21 protein-coding genes are annotated in these 20,078 nt (G+C 44.4%); 14 read left to right on the top strand and 7 right to left on the bottom strand.

Translation table 11 applies throughout. The annotated features are described in order from the left end of the window. The 6 genes from L1D44_RS20815 to L1D44_RS20790 all read left to right on the top strand — a co-directional run. The coding region (locus tag L1D44_RS20815) for an integrase core domain-containing protein (protein WP_239893126.1) at positions 1-241 on the top strand (241 nt) is incomplete at its 5' end. 967 nt (positions 242-1,208) lie between these two features. Continuing rightward, complete coding sequence (locus tag L1D44_RS20810; RefSeq protein WP_239893125.1) at positions 1,209-1,529, top strand: antibiotic biosynthesis monooxygenase; 321 nt, start codon at positions 1,209-1,211, stop codon at positions 1,527-1,529. A gap of 74 nt (positions 1,530-1,603) precedes the next feature. Then, positions 1,604-2,140 carry a nuclear transport factor 2 family protein gene (locus L1D44_RS20805; RefSeq protein ID WP_239893124.1) on the top strand — a complete coding sequence of 179 codons (537 nt, stop codon included), beginning with the start codon at positions 1,604-1,606 and terminating at the stop codon, positions 2,138-2,140. Positions 2,141-2,211: 71 nt separating this feature from the next. Beyond that, the gene (locus tag L1D44_RS20800; protein ID WP_239893123.1) at positions 2,212-2,727 is read left to right on the top strand and encodes a VOC family protein; all 516 of its coding nucleotides are present in this window, start codon (positions 2,212-2,214) and stop codon (positions 2,725-2,727) included. Then, the gene (locus tag L1D44_RS20795; protein WP_239893122.1) at positions 2,724-3,167 is read left to right on the top strand and encodes a DMT family transporter; all 444 of its coding nucleotides are present in this window, start codon (positions 2,724-2,726) and stop codon (positions 3,165-3,167) included. Before L1D44_RS20800 ends, L1D44_RS20795 begins: the two co-directional genes overlap by 4 nt. Then, the gene (locus L1D44_RS20790; protein WP_239893121.1) at positions 3,164-3,610 is read left to right on the top strand and encodes a DMT family transporter; all 447 of its coding nucleotides are present in this window, start codon (positions 3,164-3,166) and stop codon (positions 3,608-3,610) included. The genes L1D44_RS20795 and L1D44_RS20790 overlap by 4 nt, the downstream gene beginning before the upstream one ends. A gap of 568 nt (positions 3,611-4,178) precedes the next feature. Here L1D44_RS20790 and L1D44_RS20785 read toward each other — a convergent pair. The 4 genes from L1D44_RS20785 to L1D44_RS20770 all read right to left on the bottom strand — a co-directional run bounded on the left by L1D44_RS20785 (position 4,179) and on the right by L1D44_RS20770 (position 7,480). Then, positions 4,179-4,580, bottom strand: a complete 402-nt coding sequence (locus L1D44_RS20785) for a hypothetical protein (protein ID WP_239893120.1) — start codon at positions 4,578-4,580, stop codon at positions 4,179-4,181. Positions 4,581-4,847: 267 nt separating this feature from the next. After that, the gene (locus L1D44_RS20780) at positions 4,848-5,354 is read right to left on the bottom strand and encodes a YgjP-like metallopeptidase domain-containing protein (RefSeq protein WP_239893119.1); all 507 of its coding nucleotides are present in this window, start codon (positions 5,352-5,354) and stop codon (positions 4,848-4,850) included. A 104-nt stretch (positions 5,355-5,458) separates the two neighbouring features. After that, positions 5,459-5,902, bottom strand: a complete 444-nt coding sequence (locus L1D44_RS20775; protein WP_239893118.1) for a DUF3010 family protein — start codon at positions 5,900-5,902, stop codon at positions 5,459-5,461. A 228-nt stretch (positions 5,903-6,130) separates the two neighbouring features. Further along, on the bottom strand, positions 6,131-7,480 hold the full coding sequence (locus L1D44_RS20770) for a DEAD/DEAH box helicase (protein WP_239893117.1): 1,350 nt from the start codon (positions 7,478-7,480) through the stop codon (positions 6,131-6,133). 212 nt (positions 7,481-7,692) lie between these two features. Between L1D44_RS20770 and rssA the strand changes: the two genes are divergently transcribed. Then, positions 7,693-8,670 carry a patatin-like phospholipase RssA gene (gene rssA, locus L1D44_RS20765; protein ID WP_239893116.1) on the top strand — a complete coding sequence of 326 codons (978 nt, stop codon included), beginning with the start codon at positions 7,693-7,695 and terminating at the stop codon, positions 8,668-8,670. 86 nt (positions 8,671-8,756) lie between these two features. On the opposite strand, the gene L1D44_RS20760 is transcribed toward rssA, so the two are convergent. Continuing rightward, entirely contained in the window at positions 8,757-9,755 is a 999-nt protein-coding gene (locus tag L1D44_RS20760; protein WP_239893115.1) for an NADP-dependent oxidoreductase, read from the bottom strand. A 196-nt stretch (positions 9,756-9,951) separates the two neighbouring features. Here L1D44_RS20760 and L1D44_RS20755 point away from each other — a divergent pair, with 196 nt between their 5' ends. The 7 genes from L1D44_RS20755 (at position 9,952) to L1D44_RS20725 (ending at position 16,307) form a co-directional block, all read left to right on the top strand. Continuing rightward, the gene (locus tag L1D44_RS20755; protein WP_239893114.1) at positions 9,952-10,404 is read left to right on the top strand and encodes a MarR family transcriptional regulator; all 453 of its coding nucleotides are present in this window, start codon (positions 9,952-9,954) and stop codon (positions 10,402-10,404) included. An 80-nt stretch (positions 10,405-10,484) separates the two neighbouring features. Further along, positions 10,485-11,168, top strand: coding sequence for a hypothetical protein (locus tag L1D44_RS20750; protein ID WP_239893113.1), 684 nt, complete (start codon positions 10,485-10,487; stop codon positions 11,166-11,168). 254 nt (positions 11,169-11,422) lie between these two features. Beyond that, positions 11,423-13,540 (top strand): anaerobic ribonucleoside-triphosphate reductase, encoded by a 2,118-nt coding sequence (gene nrdD, locus L1D44_RS20745; RefSeq protein WP_239893112.1) that lies wholly within the window; start codon positions 11,423-11,425, stop codon positions 13,538-13,540. A 76-nt stretch (positions 13,541-13,616) separates the two neighbouring features. After that, positions 13,617-14,081: an anaerobic ribonucleoside-triphosphate reductase-activating protein gene (gene nrdG, locus L1D44_RS20740; protein ID WP_239893111.1), complete on the top strand. Its 465-nt coding sequence runs from the start codon at positions 13,617-13,619 to the stop codon at positions 14,079-14,081. A gap of 133 nt (positions 14,082-14,214) precedes the next feature. Then, a complete protein-coding gene (locus L1D44_RS20735) occupies positions 14,215-14,571 on the top strand; it encodes a YibL family ribosome-associated protein (protein WP_239893110.1) in 357 nt (118 codons plus the stop codon). Positions 14,572-14,785: 214 nt separating this feature from the next. Continuing rightward, positions 14,786-15,403 carry a GTP cyclohydrolase II gene (gene ribA / locus L1D44_RS20730; RefSeq protein ID WP_220770337.1) on the top strand — a complete coding sequence of 206 codons (618 nt, stop codon included), beginning with the start codon at positions 14,786-14,788 and terminating at the stop codon, positions 15,401-15,403. Between the two features lie 97 nt (positions 15,404-15,500). Beyond that, entirely contained in the window at positions 15,501-16,307 is an 807-nt protein-coding gene (locus tag L1D44_RS20725; RefSeq protein ID WP_239893109.1) for a hypothetical protein, read from the top strand. A gap of 387 nt (positions 16,308-16,694) precedes the next feature. Here L1D44_RS20725 and L1D44_RS20720 read toward each other — a convergent pair whose 3' ends face one another. Together L1D44_RS20720 and L1D44_RS20715 are read right to left on the bottom strand one after the other, a co-directional pair. After that, on the bottom strand, positions 16,695-17,012 hold the full coding sequence (locus L1D44_RS20720) for a VF530 family protein (protein ID WP_239893108.1): 318 nt from the start codon (positions 17,010-17,012) through the stop codon (positions 16,695-16,697). 136 nt (positions 17,013-17,148) lie between these two features. After that, positions 17,149-19,569, bottom strand: a complete 2,421-nt coding sequence (locus tag L1D44_RS20715; protein ID WP_239893107.1) for a S8 family serine peptidase — start codon at positions 19,567-19,569, stop codon at positions 17,149-17,151. Positions 19,570-20,078: the final 509 nt, after the last annotated feature.

Genomic DNA, 20,078 nt, shown 5'->3' with positions numbered 1-20,078 from the left:
GGTAGATATCACTTCGGACGATTTGGATAACCAGCTCTCTGAGTGGCAACATTATTACAACTGGGAGCGACCTCATAGTGCCCACAAAGGCAAAACGCCGATGGAAAAATACTTCGATATAGCAAATGAAACGCCATTCTCTGATGAAGTCATGAGTAACTATGATATTAAAAACGAAAGGGTTCAGGACGCAAATTATAAGCTAGATTTAGAGATCGCCAGGTTGAAACTATGTCTATGAATCACACACAACATCTGAATCATCATCTCTCCGAATTAGCTCTCTCAGATGTTTTAAACTTATGTTTGGACAAAAGTCAGTTGGAGCTTGCAGCTTGTTTCGTTTGATAAAGTTAGTGAGCTTCCAGCTCACACACGGACTTCAAGTTAGACTCCGTCTAACAATTAACGTCGTGGCGCTTCGCCCGCACCCGAGTCAAGGGGGAAAGCGCTTGTCCCCCTTAACAAACCCTCAGCGCCCCAGACGAAGTTACATGCATTAGATACGAGCCTCATACTTATTCGAAATAGTCTAACGCTTCCGATGGGGCATCCTGCCCCGCGAAAGCTATGCCCACATCCATGTGGGCATTACGCCTATTTCTTCAACGTACTTCGGCAACTTCGATGGGGAATGGGTGTTTTCTGTGAGTTTGTAATGAGCTGATAGCTTTTAGTTATGGCTAAAGCCACAATCTTATTAAAACTCATTTTTGGACAACAGTGAGCTAGTTATCTTGCTAAGATTAGTAATCTACGAATTACCTCAAATATTCCAAAGCGACTCCTGCTTGTAGCGACGAGCTTGACTTAGCGAGCAATCCATACTTTACCGAGCTGTTCTTTCACTAGTTACAGAAAACCTTATAAATAGAGGAGACATTTAGTTAGTTCAGTACGAGGTTGGTTTTCTGAAATTAGTCTTCAAACTAGTGGTTGTTACACCATGTGATAGTCAAATATGCCCCCCCTCATTTTTCATCCACGACATTCCTCCATGTTTCTTGTTTTTTCGCTTATTCAAGTATGAATTCCAAAATGGAATACATGCTATAGCTATTAGCCTGGTTACATTCGACAAAGCGCGCATGTAATATTTATTCATCGATTGAAAGGTGGCATCGATAGCCAACGATTCAGAGAATCCAAGGTGGCTGGCTATTAGCACGCAACCACCAAATAAAGATTACACAAAAAGTGAACATAGTATGTCAAACAACCTTATTTTCTATGTTGAGTTCGAGGTTAAACCTGAGTGTATTGAGAGGTTTATTCAAGGAGCAACGCAAGTGCTAGAGGCGATGTCTAAAGAGATCGCATTTGTGTCAACGCAATTTCATCGTCATGTAGATAATCCTAATAAATTCTCTTTGTATGAAGTTTGGAATGAGTCGTCGATGGACGACTTCGTGAAGAACCAATTGCATGGCAAGAGTTACCGAGATGAGTACGAAGTTTACTTACCTGAATTGCTTGCCAGCCCTAGAAAGTTTTCTGTTTTAAATTCAATTGGCTCGTGGAAAAAATAGTACGAGAAATAACATCTATCCTTTATACGCCGTATGAAGAGATAAACATTTACATATTCAGAGAGGTAAACAAAATGGATATGCAACAAAAATTACAGCAATTGCTAGACAAACAAGAAATGACAGAAGTTATGTACAAATTCGCTCGAGCTTTAGACCGAGTAGATGGCGAATTAATGAAATCCACCTACTGGGAAGATGCGATTGAAGAGCACCAAGATCCTATTTTCCCTGATCTGTTTTTCTATAATGACAATGCTCACGCATTTGTAGAACCTGCAATGGAAGGTTTCCGCGCACTGAAAGCGACTCAACACCGAATCAGTAACCCGTTGATTGAAATCGATGGTGATATGGCAACAGCTGAGTGTTACGTCTGGGCATACCATGTACATGAAGATAATGGTGTGGATAAAGAAGGCATTCTTGGTGGTCGCCATCACTTCCGCTTCGAGCGTCGTAATGGAGAGTGGAAAATCAAACATCGCTCAACCGTTTTTGATTGGAACCAAAATCAAGATGCATCAGCAATTTGGGCTGACAACTACAGCGACAAATATCGTGGTAAACGTGATAAGAGCGATGATAGCTACAACTACATTAATATCTAATTTCTATTTTCTCGAGGGGATCGTTGCTCCCCTTATTTTTTACATACCCACAGGGTATAGGAGTATCTCAAATGACCATTCCTGGACTTAAAAAACCTGACCATGTAGGTCTTACCGTGCCGAATGTTGAAGAGGCTATTGAGTTTTTCTCTCAATATTTTGGCTTCGAGCTCGCTTACCAGTTTGGACCTTTCTCCTCAGATGATAACTGGATGGCAGAACAACTCAATGTTCACCCCCGCGCCGAAATCATCAATATTGCAATGATGAATGCGAAAGGTATTAACCTAGAATTATTTGAATACGCAGATATAGTTGAACGCTGTAAAACACCGCCAAATAATGCGGATATTGGCGGGCACCATCTCGCATTTTACGTTGAAGATATGGATGCCGCGGTGACGTACCTGAAACAGCAAGGCATTGAGGTTTTGGGGGAGCCAACCGTGATGACAGAAGGCCCAACAGAGGGGGAGTCTTGGGTTTACTTTATGGCTCCATGGGGCATGCAATTAGAACTTGTTTCTTATCCAAATGGAAAAGCATTTATGAAGCAGAACTCAGTTAGGCTATTTGACCCACGATGAACATTTTTTTTGTAACCTTAATTGTTTTCGCAGGCATGGGACTCTCATTTGAAGCGGGGATCTTAGGGCCTCTAGGGACTCAAGTTGGTAAGCTTTGGGCGACAATGAGCATTGTCAGCGTGGGAACCCTAGTTCTGTGGCTAGTTGATTTTTTTACCCCTCAACACAAACATTATAAATGGCAAAATATCCCTCGTTGGCAGCTAATTGGTGGCGTGCTGGGGTCTCTATATGTGGTCGTCCTAACTCTAGCGACCCCCGTTATTGGAGTCGCCATGACCATGGTTTGTGTTTTATTTGGTCAAATAACCAAAAGCTTTGCTATTGATTATTTTGGATGGTTTGGTGTGACTAAAAAACCAACCAATCCACAGCGAATTATCGGTCTTATCTTTGTATTGTTTGCACTGTGCTTTAGTTATATTGGGGCAATATCGTGATTTTAATTATTATACTCGCCATTGCATCAGGTATGGCATTAAGTACACAGGCTGCAATAAATGGTCAACTGGGCGAAAAAATCGGTGTTGTGAAGACCGCACTCATTACTTTTGGTATTGCGACTGTCATAACGGCACTACTTATTCTATTTTTTGAACCTGTATATGAGTCAAATTTACTCACGGTACCTAAATGGCAATTGACTGGGGCGTTCTTTGGCATTTTGTATCTCATCGTTATGGTTGCATCGGTTCCGCGTGTGGGAATAGCCGTAGCTACGGTATCTACGATTTTCGGTCAAATGATTATGAGCATGCTCATTGATACACAAGGTTGGTTGGGGAATGCATCAATAGCTCTTAATCCTTGGCGTATTGCGGCGATGGTTTGTATTGCAATAGCATTATTCTTCATTTACAAGGCCAACCAGTCTGAATGCTAAAGAAAAACCTTAGCGTTGAACAACTGTGGTGATAGTAACGAGAAATTCAAAGTACCATTTCCCGTTACTACCACCGAGGCTTCGATGCTGCAATTTTAGAGTACAATTTACACTGTTCGATTTTTTCCTTAATAAATTTAATAAAGCGGTAAATTTTTAGAGGGACATAACGATTTTGTGGGTAAACAGCGTTAAAAGGAAGCTGCTTCACTTTAAAAGCAACTCACTACGAAGAATACAGAGGGCGCGAAGAAAGATAATAGCCCAAGCCGTTAGCGCCTTTTATCCTTACTTTCGTGTTCTTCGTGAAAGCAAAGCGCTTCGTGGTGACGATTGATATTTGAGGATAACAGCTGTATCTGCACATGTGGTCGTTCCTTCACATCTGACCCATAGGGAAATTGGGAATGTCGTCATGATGTAAGGCACATCATTGACTATGTGAGCGCGACATCCTGTCCAGCACTCGCTGCAGGCGATTGATAACGATTAAGCAGCAACACAGATCTGGCTACTTGGTAACACCACCCCAAAATAAATGTAAAAAGCCTTCATTCAAAGGCTGAAGCTAAGCTTGTTGACGCTGCTCGCTTTTCATCGCACATAAGCAGGCTTTCCCACGAAGGGCGGGGCAGCTTTTACAGGGCTGGCTCTTATGGGGGCGATATAAGTCTGTTTGAGCTGGGGAGGAGAGGCTGATATTGCGCTGTGTAAATAGGGATGCATGAGTAATGGCATCATTAGCAGGTGTGAGTTTTGTGTATGCTGAGCATAGATTGATTTTGGCTTCAATACGCTTAAGCTTGAGTTGACGTTTGATAACCTTTAAACGGTATTTGCCTAGCTTGGCTGCGCGCTTTTTCAGCGAGATATCGCTATCGCTGAGTTGGGTGTAATAGCTGATTTTTTGCTGATACTTAGCTAGCTTACGGCGTGATTTCTGCTGCTTGTTAATTAAATCATCACTCATCACTTTTCACTCACTACTCTTCACTTATCGCAGGCCGCCAAATGAACCGTTAGTGCCTCTATGCTCAATGACTTAGAGTGTAATCTAAAACTGGTTAAATGAAAATCATTATCGTTCACATTTATCGTGTCTGTATGAGAAGCGGGGGAGCTGAGTTTTCTGCTCACATTGAGGTGATTGTGACTAATACGCAGAGCAAGCAGAGCATGGCGAATGCTCATCGCAGGGGAGGCAAGTGATTAGCCAAGGTTGCTTTGGCTATTCGAATTAAGCGTAGGGGTTCTTATCTGCATCGATTAAGGTGAGTAACAGTCTTAACTCAAATTCCAGTTGATGGTAGTCACCGTCCATATGGCTGCAGAGCTGATAAAAGGCTTTGTTATGATCTTTCTCTTTTAAATGAGCAAGCTCGTGCACCACCACCATTCTCAATAATCCTTCCGGTACCTTTTTAAGACGTGAAGAGATGCGGATCTCGTTTTTCGCCTTGATTTTGGCACCTTGTTTACGGGCGACATAAGAGTGTAAACCTAGCGCTTGGTGGCTCAGAGATATTTTGTCATCGAAGATCACCTTCGACAGTGGCTGAGATTTTCGCAGGTACTGGTTCTTAATTGCGATGGTGTAATCGTACAGGGCTTTGTCTGTGCGAATAGTATGGATATTCGGGTGGCGCCTGAGTAGAAACTGCCCCAGCTTATCTTGCTCTAACAGGCTTTGAACTTGCTCTTGGATATCGCTTGAATAACCGGCTAGGTAGGTGAGTGTTTGCATGCAGTCGTTATATTTTTCAGATGTAAAAATAAAATGTATTTGAAGATATAAAAAGGGCGCCCTGAGTGCGCCCAATTAGTCTCTAGCGTGACAATTCGTAAGCCTTAAGCTTCGTCTGTCTTGTAGATAGTCATGTTATGGAAGGCGTAAGCCGCTTCAAATGCGTTCTTTTGGAAACGCTTAAGCTCTAGGCCTTCGAAATCGACTTGTGGCGGGTTACGCTTTAGCTGCTCTTTGATTGCCACTGGCGATACGATAGACACAGGAACAGGTAAAATTTGGATCAAAGCTTCTAACTTAAAGCTAGTTACGCTGCCCGCGCCTTTACCTTTTTGTTCACGCTGGATAATCACGATTTCATCGACTCGGTAGTCTTCAATCAACTTGCCAAATGCAAAGTGAAAATCACGCATGGTTTCAGTGCTTTCAGAGTTTGAAATCGCGAACGACTTTTGACGGCAATCCGGCACGTTATAAGTTTCGCCTTCATAACTTAATAAACTGATGATGGCTTCGCCACCTTTTAACTCTACGCCACAAACTCTCATGATAAACCTTAAAAAAACAATATTACGGCTATTGTAACGCTATTTCCTGAAACGGTCAGCGTTTTAATGTGGATTTAGGCGTTATTCAAATAACTTTTTGACTTTGTTTCCTCTAGCGCTTAAAGAGGAGGGGCGAGATGCAAACATAAAAAAGCCGCAGAGAGAATGACTCAATGCGGCTTTTCATTTAACTCAGTGCATTGCAATGCACTGAGTAGAAGGGGCGGCTTAGTCTTCCGGCGTATCTTGAAGCTTAGACTTAGGCTTTCTCAGCATTGGCGCATCACCGACATCGACACCAGTCGCAAAGCGTTTATCGCGATTAGCAGCCGCTTTTGCCGATGATCTCTTCTTGGCCGTGGCCGCTTTCTTCTTAGCCGCTGCGGCCGCAGGTTTCGCTTTACGCTTATTCACTGCTTTAGGCTTTAAGCCACTGAATTTGCCTTTTAGCCCTTCAAGCTCGCTAAAGCCGAATGTCTTGTTCAGGAAGGTTTGTACTTGGGTAAAGTTTACCCAGTCTTTTGGACCAACAATCGAGATGGCGTCGCCCTTTGCCCCTGCACGACCAGTACGGCCGATACGGTGGACATACTCTTCGGCAAACTTAGGCATGTCGAAGTTGATGACCAGCGATACATTGAGTAGATCCAATCCACGAGAGGCAACATCGGTCGTCACTAGAATTTGCTGCATACCACGGCTAAATTCGTCCATGATCTGGTTACGAGCCGCTTGCTTTAGCTCACCGCTGAGTGAGGCGGTTTTAAAGCCATCATCGGCTAACTTCTTCGCCAAGCGGTCGGTATCTTGTCTTGTGGCAGTAAAGATGATGATCTGCTTTTGCTGCTCTTCTTTTAGAATGCGGGTCAAAATCGCTTCTTTATGATCTAAGTGATCGCATAAGAAGATGCGCTGGGTAATATCTTTGTGTTCTAGATTACCTGCACCAATAGCAACATGCTCAGGGTTTTTCAGTAACTCAGCGGCAATTTCATTGACATCACCATGATCTAAGGTTGCCGAGAACATTAATGTTTGACGACGCTTATGGTCGGCAGCATTGTTAATCTGTTTTAACTGCTCGGCAAAACCAAGATCGAGCATACGGTCGGCTTCGTCTAAAATAAGCAGCTCAAGACCATTTAGGTGTAGGTGATGCTGTTTTAGGTGATCGGCTAAGCGCCCAGGTGTCGCCACGACAAAGTGTGGGTCGCGGGCTAGGGCTTTTGCTTGATCATTAAAGTTCTCGCCACCTAGGATTTTAATCGCTTTAAACTGAGTGTTTGCGACCAATAAACGCAGCTGACTGTACACTTGAGTGGCGAGCTCACGCGTTGGTAATAAGATCACTACGCGAGGATCACGTTTACTCAATGCTTTACACGAAATCAGTCTCTGCATCGCCGGCAATAAAAAGGCCAATGTCTTACCTGAGCCTGTTTTAGAAGAGGCCATCAGATCTTTGCCTGCAAGGGCGACTGGAATTGCTTCCTGCTGGATCTCAGTCGGGGTGTCTATCCCCATATGCTTGAGACTCTGTAACAGGCGTTGATCCAGTGAGAAATCGGTAAATTGCAAAGGTGTACTCCATAAATGATACGACCGCGTATTATAACCTACGGATTTAGCAATGTGCTACGAATACTCATCAACTTTGTTCTTCAAATCGTCATAACTCTGCTAAAATGGCCCTCTTTCTTTACGGTCTTTCCGTTTGCGTTCATTGATACTTAATGAACCTTTCTTATTATTTGGTTGTTTTTAAAACGGATCTATGGAGTCTTTTTCCCGTGTCGACAAATAAAAGTGCAGTACGTATAGGTTTAGCTCTCGGCAGTGGCGCAGCCAAAGGCTGGGCGCACATCGGTGTGTTAAATGGCCTAGCTAAAATGGGGATCTATCCCGATAAAATTGCAGGTTGTTCAATCGGTGCGTTAGTCGGTGCGGCGTACGCCAATGATCACTTAGAAGAGCTTGAACAGTGGGTGCGCAGTTTTAGTAGCTGGGATGTACTTGGGCTGATGGATCTTAGCTGGGGTAAAGGCGGACTTATCGGTGGTGAGCGAGTATTTGATGTACTGCAGCAGCGTATTGGTGAACTGCAGATCGAAGAGTTGAAAAAGCCATTTGCTGCAGTTGCAACTGACCTCTATTCAGGTCAAGAGATCTGGTTTAAGGAAGGGGATTTACGTCACGCGGTACGAGCATCTTGCTCTATGCCGGGGATTTTGCCACCCGTTAAGGTTGGGGAACGTTGGTTGGTTGATGGTGCGGTCGTTAACCCTGTGCCTGTTTCGGTTAGCCGCGCTATGGGTGTAGACATCGTTATTGCGGTCGATCTGCATGGGCTGCGTCGTGGCCGTATGCAAGTGTTACCAGTGAATATGAAAAGTAACAAGCCAACAGTCGAAGAAGCGCATGAGGCTGAGAAGCATAAAGATAAAGGCTTTACCGATCTGTTAGCTCGGGGCCGGGGTTACATTACGGGTTTAACCGATAAGTTTTCTCTTGGTGGTAAGAGCAATGCACCGCATAACCCTAATCCGGGGATGCTAGCGGTCATGCATCAATCGATGGAAATTTTGGAAGGGCGTCATAAACGAGCGCGCTTGATGGGTGATCCGCCGGACATCTGTATCGTGCCAGATCTAGGTGATATTGGTACCATGGAGTTCCATCGCGCCGAAGAAGCGATTGCCGCCGGTGAAGCCGCAGTTGAAAAAGTGGCGCACTTAATTGAGGCGACACTGGCTCAACATACAGGTTAATTTAGCTATTGTGACCAGCATAAAAAGAGGCTAAGGCTCTTTTTATGCTGTGGTCTGTGCCTCGGATTACTCGTTGTTATCTTAGCTTATGCAAGTTTTACGACCATCTTACCGCGATTCTTGCCTTCAAAAAGTCCGATAAACGCCTCGGGTGCACTTGCTAATCCTTCATAAATCGTTTGCTCTGCTTGCACTTTGCCTTCGGCTAACCATTGGCCCATCTGTGTTGCAAACTGAGGGTAGTGCTCCCAATGCTCAAACACGATAAAGCCTTCGATCTTTAACTTCTTAATAATGATCTGAGCAAGATTACTCGGTCCTGGTGTCGGCGTAGTATCGTTGTACTGGGCTATCATGCCACACACGGCAATTCTGCCATGATCTTTCATATGGTTGAGTGCCGCACTAAGGTGCTCGCCACCGACATTTTCAAAATAGACATCAATCCCTTCAGGGACGGCCTGACCGAGTGCTGTGTCTAAATTGCCACAGGTTTTATAGTTGATCACGGCATCGACACCTAAAGAGGTGAGATATTGCGTTTTTTCATCTGAGCCAACTGAGGCGACCACACGAGCTCCCATCAGCTTGCCTATTTGCGCAACTACGCTGCCAACTGCACCAGAAGCGGCAGAGACAAACAGGGTTTCGCCGGCTTTTAATTGTGCAATACGATTCAGTCCGGTCCAAGCTGTCATGCCTGGCATGCCGAGTACTCCAAGAAAATGCGACTCGGAAATCGGTGTATTAGGTAGCACAGTGATCTCAGTACCGCTGCTAATAAAGTGGCTGCGCCAGCCGAGCATGCTGCTAACTTTACTGCCAACGGGAAAGTCAGGGTTGAGTGATTCTATAACCTCACCAATCGCGCCGCCTTCTAATACTTTGCCAATTTCAAAAGGTGCTATGTAACTCTTTCTGTCTATCATACGGCCACGCATATAGGGGTCGACAGACATCCAAAGATTTTTGACTAAGAACTCACCCTGCTTGATGGGGGAGAGGGGGACTTGGGTTAGAGCAAAGTTGTCGGCGCTAGGCATGCCTTCTGGACGAGACTTCAATTGAATTTGTTGGCTATTCATATCCTTCCTTAATTTATTTTGTGCGCAAAGTAATTGTTTGCATCATAGGCAAGTAAACTTACTTTTGCAAATGCTTTGCGCGCAAACTATTTGCGCAAATAAATACTGCTTACAAACAGATGGCGCGCAAACTAGTCTTCATTTCCGTTGTGAGTTAATATGAGCGTCATTCTCGACTTGCCTAAGCTTAGTAGCTGTGACTAATAACGACTCAAGTAATACTTGTGGTGCGAACCTTTCCGATAACGTCTGCTTTGCGCTTTATACCGCGGCAAATGCCCTGATGAGAGCCTATAGGCCGTTATTAGAGCGATATGAACTCACCTATCCTCAGTATTTAGTGATGCAATCTTTGTGGTTACAAGACAGAGTGAGTTTAACTCAGGTCTCTCAATCGACACGACTCGATATGGGCACCTTAACGCCAATTGTTAAGCGCCTCGAGGTTAAAGGTTTTTTACAGCGGCTTGCTGATGAAACCGATGAGCGCAAAAAGGTGATTGCACTAACTGACACAGGTTATGCGCTTAAAATAGAGGCCTTGGCGCTGAAGCAAACCTTGCTGGAAAAAGTCAATATGACAGACGAGCAAGTTGAGTCACTCAGAACCTTATGCCTCTCTTTAACCCATGAGTTGACGCAAAAGTAGCCAGTTAGTTTTCAAGTTGATAAGTCGGCACGTTAAATGCTTTAACGAGGTAATTCTCACTTAACGCCGGCTTTTTGACGATGAACCTACTTAGCAGTATCAACACCGCAGTAAACAGTAATACGCTATCTGACGCCTATGGCGTTAATGGGGGGCAATCAAACGTCGCCAATGCCGAAAATGTTGCAGCAACGAATGCTAAATTGACTCCAAACGCCACCGCAGAGCTGACAAAGAGTGACAATACCTTGGTGTTGTCGGGTCGTGCCGAGCGAGCACAAAAAATCGAAGCGATGGCAAATGACTTCTTCAAAGGCGGGACTTTCACCTCGGCGCAACTGCCCGCACTTATCCAGCGACTGTATCAAGATGGTATTTTATCTGAAGGGCAGTTGAACCGCTTGTCTAATAGTGGCTTTGAAATTCCTCCTGCCGATGAGCAATCGCTATCCGACTTTATTGATGAGCAACGCGCAGGCCTGAGCGATAGTGAAGACGATAAAAAGCTAGCTGCGATGTTAGATGATGCAAAGTGGGTCATGGGAGCGATGGATATCTCTCAATCGCCATTGGTTGCTCAGAAAGCTAACCGTGTTTCAAGTCATATCACCGAGTTGTTAAATTCTGAAAAACCACTGAGTGAAGCCCAAGTCAATCAGTACAAAGGGCTTAAATCTTTGATGCAACTCGCTTCTATGACGGGCGAACATCAGCAAGAAAATGGTCAGCTCAACAGCTACCTTGCCTTGGCGAAAAGGCACTAGATTTTTATCCACAATTTATACCTCAATTATCCTGTCACTAGCCCGCTTCTAGGTCGCCGTCAAGGGCATATCTTTAGATAAGCGGGTTTATAGACAGAACTGTTTTCTTATTGTCTTCCTCTTTTAAAAGTATGATCTGGATCAATGTATCCGTTCTTATTTTATAGCTTAATGCGCCACATATTGTGATTTATTGAAAAAGTAGCACTATATGTAGTGTTACTTTGATTAGCGAGCCGAAGAGGATTTATACAATGCCAGTGGTTATTAAACGGGATGGTTACCGTACGCCTTTTGACGAAACAAGGATTAAAGATGCCGTGATAGCAGCTGCTAACTCGGTAGGTATTGAGTGCGCTGAATATGCACAACAAGTTGCAGAAAAAGTAAGACAAACTGTATCTGATTTAGAGGAAGTGAACATTCACGACCTACAAGATTCAGTTGAGAACTTGCTGATGGAAGGCCCACACAAATCTTTGGCGCGTGTTTATATTGAATACCGTCATGATCGTGATATTAAGCGCGAAGTTAGCAGCCGCTTAAATAAAGAGATCCGCGGCCTAGTTGAGCAAAGCAACGCCGCTTTGCTAAACGAGAACGCTAACAAAGACTCTAAAGTGATCCCGACTCAGCGCGACCTATTAGCGGGCATCGTGGCTAAGCACTACGCTAAGTGTCACATTCTGCCAAAAGACGTGGTAACTGCCCATGAGTCCGGTGAGATCCATTACCACGACTTAGATTATGCACCATTCTTCCCAATGTTTAACTGTATGCTAATCGACTTAAGCGGCATGTTAACCCAAGGCTTTAAGATGGGTAACGCAGAGATTGAAACACCTAAGTCAATTTCTACTGCAACGGCTGTTACCGCGCAGATCATCGCTCAAGTGGCGAGCCATATCTACGGCGGCACCACCATTAACCGTATCGACGAAGTATTAGCGCCGTTCGTTGCTAAGAGCTATGACAAGCATTACCAAGTGGCTCTGACTTGGGGTATTACCGATGCTAAAGCGTTTGCCACAGCACAAACAGAGAAAGAGTGTCACGACGCATTCCAGTCATTAGAGTATGAGGTAAATACCCTGCATACCGCTAATGGCCAAACGCCATTCGTCACCTTCGGGTTTGGCTTAGGCACCTCTTGGGAGTCACGACTAATTCAACAGTCTATGATGAAGGTGCGTATTGCGGGTCTTGGTAAGAACCGTAAAACTGCGGTATTCCCTAAGCTGGTATTTGCTATTCGTGATGGCATTAACCACAAGACTGGCGATTGTAACTACGATATTAAGCAGTTGGCGCTTAAGTGTGCGTCGACTCGTATGTATCCAGATATCCTTAACTATGAGCAAGTCGAAAGAGTCACAGGCTCGTTCAAGACGCCTATGGGTTGCCGTAGTTTCCTTGGTACGTTTGAGCAAGATGGCGAGCTAGTTCATGAAGGTCGTAACAACCTAGGTGTTGTCAGCCTTAACTTGCCACGTATCGCATTAGAAGCAAATGGTGATGAAGCTGAATTCTACCGCATTCTAGATCAGCGTCTGCTTATCGCTCGTAAGGGCTTAGATACACGCATCGCCCGTCTAGAAGGCGTTAAGGCTCGTGTCGCACCAATTCTATATATGGAAGGTGCTTGTGGTGTGCGTTTACGCGCCGATGATGATATCTCTGAGATCTTTAAGAACGGCCGCGCGTCGATCTCTTTGGGTTATATCGGATTACACGAAACCATTAATGCACTTTATGGCACTGAAGAGCATGTTTACGACAGTGAATTGCTGCGTGAAAAAGCTATCGAAGTGATCAAGTACATGAAGCAAGCGACTGAAGACTGGAAGAAAGAGTCTGGCTATGCCTTTAGCTTGTACAGTACGCCAAGTGAGAACTTGTGTAGCCGTTTCTGCGCCCTAGATACGAAAGTGTTTGGTGTTGTTGATGGTGTGACCGCTAAGGGCTATTACACAAACAGCTTCCATTTGGATGTTGAAAAGCAAGTTAACCCTTACGACAAAATCGACTTTGAACAGCCATACCCTGAACTAGCGAATGGTGGCTTCATCTGTTACGGCGAGTTCCCTAACATGCAAAATAACGTTGAAGCGTTAGAAAATGTTTGGGATTACAGCTACAGCAGAGTGCCTTATTACGGTACTAACACGCCAATCGATGAGTGTTATGACTGTGGTTATACGGGGGAGTTTAGCTGTACCAGTAAAGGCTTTACCTGTCCAAAATGTGGCAACCATGAGCCAAGTCGAGTATCGGTAACTCGTCGCGTATGTGGCTACTTAGGTAGCCCAGATGCTAGACCATTTAACTATGGTAAGCAGGAAGAAGTTAAGCGTCGCGTTAAGCACTTATAAGCTGCTGCTCGCTCTCTAAATAAAAAGGTGCTGTTATCAGCGCCTTTTTTATCTCTTTAGCTGGAATGAGTTTATTATGAATTATCATCAATATTATCAAACAGATGTGATTAATGGGCCGGGTACACGTGCCACTCTTTTTGTCTCAGGCTGCGAGCATCAGTGCCGTGGTTGTTACAATCAGTCGACTTGGAACCCCTGTTCAGGTCATCTATTTGATGAGCAGATGCAGCAGCGCATCATTGATGATCTAAATGATGACAGAATCAAGAGGCGAGGTTTATCACTGTCTGGTGGTGATCCGTTATTTCCAGCTAATTTAGAGGCGATATTGTCACTTGTTAAACAGGTGAGAGAGCATTGCCCCGGTAAAGATATCTGGCTGTGGACAGGTTATACCTTAGGGAGTTTGAGCGCTGCACAGCAAGAGATAGTTGACTTAGTCAACGTTGTTGTCGATGGTAAGTTTGAACAGTCTCTTGCCGATCCAAGCTTATTATTTAGGGGAAGCAGTAACCAAGAAATCCACTATCTAAGATAAGCTTGCTATAAACCTAGGCAAAATGGTCTTGTATACTGTTATAATGTGGCAATTAATGGCAAAACAGCATCAGTTAACTGAGGCTGTTTTTGTTTCTAGACGTGTTATTTAGATTTGAATTTAAGGTTTGTAAATGAATTTAAAGCAGGAGCTGCAAACGCTCAACGATAAGTTAGACAGATTTCGTCGTAAGCTAGCAGCCGCTGAAAAGCGTGGGGATCCGACTGTTATTATGCAGTTTAAGCAGGAGATTGCTGCTTTAACTAAACGTATTAGTAGCGTTAAAGGTCAACAAACACGTGAGCTGAGTAAGCAAGGTAGCACTGTTTCTGGTCTAAAGTTTAGTCGAGTGCTAACGAAAGCCGAACAGGCTGACATGGGTAAATTGAAAAAGTCAGTAAAGGGCTTGGTCGTTGTACACCCAATGACAGCTTTAGGTCGTGAAATGGGCATTAAGCAAGTGACAGGCTTTGCACCTAAAGAGTTTTAAGCGCTTTTTGTTATTCATTTAGTGAGCCGCTTCAAGGTTATCTTTAAGCACTGGGCTTATGCTGACTCAAGTTTAGTCTATGGCGAATTAATTAGCGTTTAAGCCATAGGCTGATTGAATCATTGAGCTAGCAAGAGTATCGTCTCAAGCATTTATTTTCTTTATCAGGACGTTTGCAGTCTCATGGAATGAGAGTTGTCGTTAAGGTTTTTTCATGTCGATTAAATATATCGCGTCTTCAAAATTACCGACCCCTTGGGGTGTTTTCGAAATGCATGGCTTTGAAGATAGTGAGACAGGTAAAGAGCACGTAGCGCTTACCTTTGGTACATTTCCCCCAGACACACCTATCCTTGGGCGTATTCATTCAGAATGTTTAACAGGTGATGCGCTATTTAGCTTACGTTGTGACTGTGGTTTTCAGTTACAAACAGCGATGCAAAATATCGCGGAAGAGGGACAAGGTTTTATTCTCTATTTGCGCCAAGAAGGGCGTGGCATTGGTTTGCTTAATAAAATTCGTGCTTATGAACTGCAAGATCAAGGTGCGAATACCGTTGAAGCTAACGAGCGTTTAGGCTTTGAGGCCGATATGCGTAAATATGACATGATCATTCCTATGATGGAAAAGATCGGTGTCGATAAAGTACGCTTAATGACCAATAACCCGCGTAAAGTGAAGGCGATGCAAAGCTTTGGCTTAGAAGTAGTTGAGCGAGTGCCACTGCAAGTGGGTAAGAACCGCTATAACGAAGGCTACCTCAAGACTAAGTCGACTCAGCTGGGACATATGATGTCTGAGCATCACTTTATCGACGGCGACAAAGACTGAGTTTGATAGGGAAAGCCTTAATTTTTTTGGCTTTTCCCCTGCTATATCGTTATATTCGGGTTATCTATTAGAGTTTAATTAAGTTTAAAGTCGATCTATGACCCGTTTACGAGTCCTTTCTGTTTTACTGCTATTAGTTGGTTTACCTGTTGCTGCGGAAACCGATTACAGCCACTATGCTTTCTCGAACTATTTGGGCAGTGGTATCTACCGCACTGCTGGCCAAAATGCGACAGTCGTTAATATTCCACTCAGTTTTGACCTTGAGCGCTCCGAAGAGGAGTCTTTGGTATTACGAACGCCGATATCTATGGGGTTCTTCAATTTTACCTGGAGCGACTTACCAGACGGTGAGTTCCCTTCGAGTGTCGGCACCCTAAGCGTTACCCCAGGGCTCGAGTACAGGGTAAAAAATGCTGATAACCATGAGTTTCAAACCTACGCCGATCTCGGTTTTGGCACTAACTTTACCAATGGCAACGACGTTGTTATCTATTCGGCTGGCATGTCTAGCCTACTCAACTTTAATTTTGGTGATAGTGACCCCTTGTGGGTGAACCGCGTCTTTTTTGCTGGCTATAGCACCTTAAATGATGGTGCGAGTGAAACTTACTCTGCGGTGCAATCGGGTGTCGATATCGGGACTAACTATTTTTTCCAGATGGGGGGAGTCGAAGTTGAGCCCCGTTTCTTCGTTGCGGGCTATTGGTATTTCGATCGCTTAAAGTTCACCACACCATTTGAAGAGGATGTGCTGGTGGCCAGTAGCCTTGAGGTTGGTCTAACCTTTGCGTTTTCTAAGCCAGTAGGTTGGGACTTAATCAATATTGAACGCTTTGGTTTAAGTTATCGTGGCGGCGATGGGGTTGAGGTATGGCGTTTAATTTTTGAGTTTCCAATCTAGTTATACCAATCAGTATAAACATTTAGTCACTCAGCGAGAATTTAGCGGTTTTGAGGCAAGGTCATTAAGTGCTCCTGCTTTAATGACATTCACCACATCCATGTGGTTTGCAACGAATGAAGAGCATAGTTGAACTAGGTTCAAGTTCCCTCTTTAATTGTTAAGAGTCACAGCATCAGAATCACTAAAACTCGCCATTCTGGAGCGTTTTTGGCTGCCTACTTCTGCGTTGAATACCTTTATAAGGGAACAACCATTATTGCAGCTATTCGCCTTGAATTAGTTTGCCAAAAATCGTTCTGAGTTGATCAAATTCTTATACTGATTGGTATTAGATTGGCTTAACTAACCGCTAAGCCAACCTATGATGCAACTAGAGCGCTTGCGTTACTTGCCCCAGATCTTCGCATTGACCTCGGGTAGCGGCTCTTTAGATTTTTGCACGTTACTGACAAACTCATTGTCAGAGCGCACTCTTGGCGCAGGTAAAGGCAGCTTGTTCATTTTCAAATAAAGGTATTCGACTTTATCTCTGGCCCATTGAGTTTTACGCAGAAACTTTAAACTCGACTTAATGCTAGGGTCATGATTAAAGCAGCGAATATCGATACGTCTACCTAATTCTTCCCAACCATAATGATCGACAAGATCCGTTAATAAGTCTTCGAGCTTAATGCCGTGGAGTGGGTTGTTTACTTGAGTCATAGTCTTATTGCAATCGTCTTGTTGGTACTTACCTGAATGAGGTAATTATACCAGCTTATTAATAACAGGTCTTGAGCTTAATATTGTAAAAAAAGAGAGCCGTGTGGCTCTCTTTTGTGACGTCATTTTATTGCTGTTATTGGAAGCTAAGCTCCCATGAGTTTATGGTGCCAACATCGCGTCGAGCACTGTCTACGGCTTTAAGTTTCCAGACACCAGCCGAGTCTACTCCCGACATATCGACGGTGTATGTTTTAACGATATCGTTGGCACTGCCGCCACTATTGTTGTGTAGTACTGCGACTTGCCCCGATGGGCTATGAAGCTCTACTTGTAGGTCGCCAATGTAGGTATGGCTGATGTTGACCGCAACAGAAACTATGCCTGAGTCACCACTGCGAGCCGCTGATATTGTACTCTCTACACCCACGCTGTTGTTGTCTGGAATATTATAGCTAGTGTTATTTGTGTAAGTAGCGGCTCCTCCCGTGCTACCACCGCCAGTTGACTCACTATAGTTTGCGACAAGACTAACGCCATCAAACGCACTATAACCCTGAACCATGACATAGTAAGTTCCTGATTGAGCATTTGTGATAGAGCATGACTCTATGTTTCCTCCCTTCCAAGGACGGCAGTCATAGCTAGCCGTTGTCGGTGCTGCGCCATACTGCACATAGAGATCTGCATCGCCGCTTCCGCCGCTCATATTAAAGCTCAGATCGGATGCACCCGCTGGGATATCGATGTAGTAATGCAGCTCATCACTCTTCGCACCCGCAAGGTTTGTTTTTACTACACCGTTAACCAGCACATTGTCGTCTGTACCTGTTCCCGGATCCGTAGGGCCTGTACATGACTCATCGAGATAGGCCTTTGCTGCATCAGCATTGACTAGGCCAAAGCCGGTCTTGTTATCGCGTCCCGCTGTCTCAAGATCTTCAGCCGTTGCTTTAAGGGCTTCTCGGATCTGCGCGGCACTACACTGGGTATGGTGACTCCAAACGAGTGTTGCCACTCCCGATACATGTGGCGTTGCCATTGATGTACCGTTGTAGTACTCATAGTCTTCGTTATCGGTATTCGCTACTGTGATGCTACTACCTAATTGGTTTCTAAGGGCTAAACCGGTTGTGCGATCTACCGAGACCGATACGATGGGCGCTTCATTGCTACTGTCCACCAAGAAAGGGTTCTGTAAGCCGGGTAGATCTGTATTACTGTAGACAATGGTTGCGCTTGCACCAGCAGCTTTACAGGCTTTAACGGCATTGATTTCTGGGTAACTGCTACCTTGATTACCGACACGCTCGACTAAACAGACCTTGTTGCTCATATCGCCACAATTAAATGTGCTGCCACTAACTGAACATTCAGCGAGTGTAGCGGTTACACTCCCAAGAATCGGTGAGCTAACATGACTAGAGCCCGATTGAACATAACGATTATGAGGAACAACCCCATTGTCGAAGTAAGACTGACCAGCAATGGTGATATCGGCTAAGCGACCCTCACCTCGGGTTACCGTTGATAAAATCGCCTCACCGGGGCCTGAGATCTCTACTTGATCGGTGTATTGCGAGAACGCGGCATGGTCTTTATTGCTATCAACGGCAGCAACCGACATCACAGAGTCGTATGAAGCGGGATAACTATGGCTACTGTTACCATCATTGCCAGCAGCTGCGATTAATAGCACGCCGTTGTCTGCGTGGGCGGCGAGAGCATTTCTTTCAGTATTACTTGAGCTTGAACCACCTAGACTCATGGTGACGACATGGGATCCATTGTTTACGCAGGTATCCACAGCTGAAACAAGTGATGAGGAGTAGCCCCACCCATCTGAGTTAAACACCTTAATCACGTGGATATTGGCATTTTGGTTAGGCATAACGCCGACCACACCTTCATTGTTTGCTATGGCGGCAATGGTGCCCGCAACGTGGGTACCGTGAGCATTATTTGCACCTGGTTCGAACCAATTAGCCGTGCCGGAATTATTTGTGCCAGAGACATTATTAGCGTTGAGATCGTTATGGCCACGATCGTAACCCGAGTCGATAATACAGATGGTTCTGTTGCCAGCTAGGCTATCGCTTAAAACAGTAGCGCCAACGTAGGTTTGCCCCCAAGGTGTAGTTTCTGACAGCAGTCGGCGTGGTACATCCTCCTCGACATAATCGACATCGGCACGAAACCTAAGCTCTTGCAGTCTTTGATTATCGAGTTTTACTGAGTAGCTATTACTGCGACCGATGCGTTTCATCTCTTTGGCTGCAACGCTGTTAAGTGCGCGGAAATGAGAGAAGACTTCATTGCTCCTTGGCTGGTATTGGGCATCTGCAATACTGTTGCTCGATTGGGCAAAACCGCTGATGCCATCGGCGCGCTTAAACTTAACGATATAGCGTTTGGGTAACGGGTTACCAGTACCCACTTGTAAACCGTTATTTTGTAGCTGAGGATCAAATGATGGGGCTGCATTTACGCTCGCAGAGATCGCCAGTGTAAGAACAGAAAGCGATAACGCAGCGCTAGTTAAATTTCTTGTAGTCATTACTGTCTTCCATGTCATTTAGAATATCTTGTTATTTTTAGTGTTGCCTACAGAACATTATTCAAGTTTCTGTGGTTGCGACGAGAAAATGTATCTAGCTAAACAAAGTTTGTAAATGAAGTGTTAATTCGCGAGCGAAAAGAGACGGGAAATGGATAGATTTCTTTACGTGAATAATTATTTGCTCTTTTTGACCGCATGGCTGGGTTTATGCTGGTTGGGTGAAGCTTTATGCGTTTGTGAGGAGAGGGGACATAATTGAATACAATAGCCTTTATTGCTGAATTAGTAAAAGCTAAATGTAAGTGCATGAAAATACGATACAAACATAACCGAAGATTAAAGTTATAACTTATACCTAAATGGAATCTAAGGTTTGGTTTTATCTATTGGCTTTTGGGTTTTTATAGCGTTTTAGTGAGATTTTGGTGGGTAATTTAGTTATAGCCACTGTTCGGCTTTGTTTTTGGAACCGAGAGTCAGCTCTTAGAAACAAAAAAACCTAAAAT

The sequence above is a fragment of the Shewanella sp. Isolate13 genome, from assembly GCF_022398325.1.
Lineage (GTDB): Bacteria > Pseudomonadota > Gammaproteobacteria > Enterobacterales > Shewanellaceae > Shewanella.
This window is presented reverse-complemented; position numbering and strand designations above follow the sequence as displayed.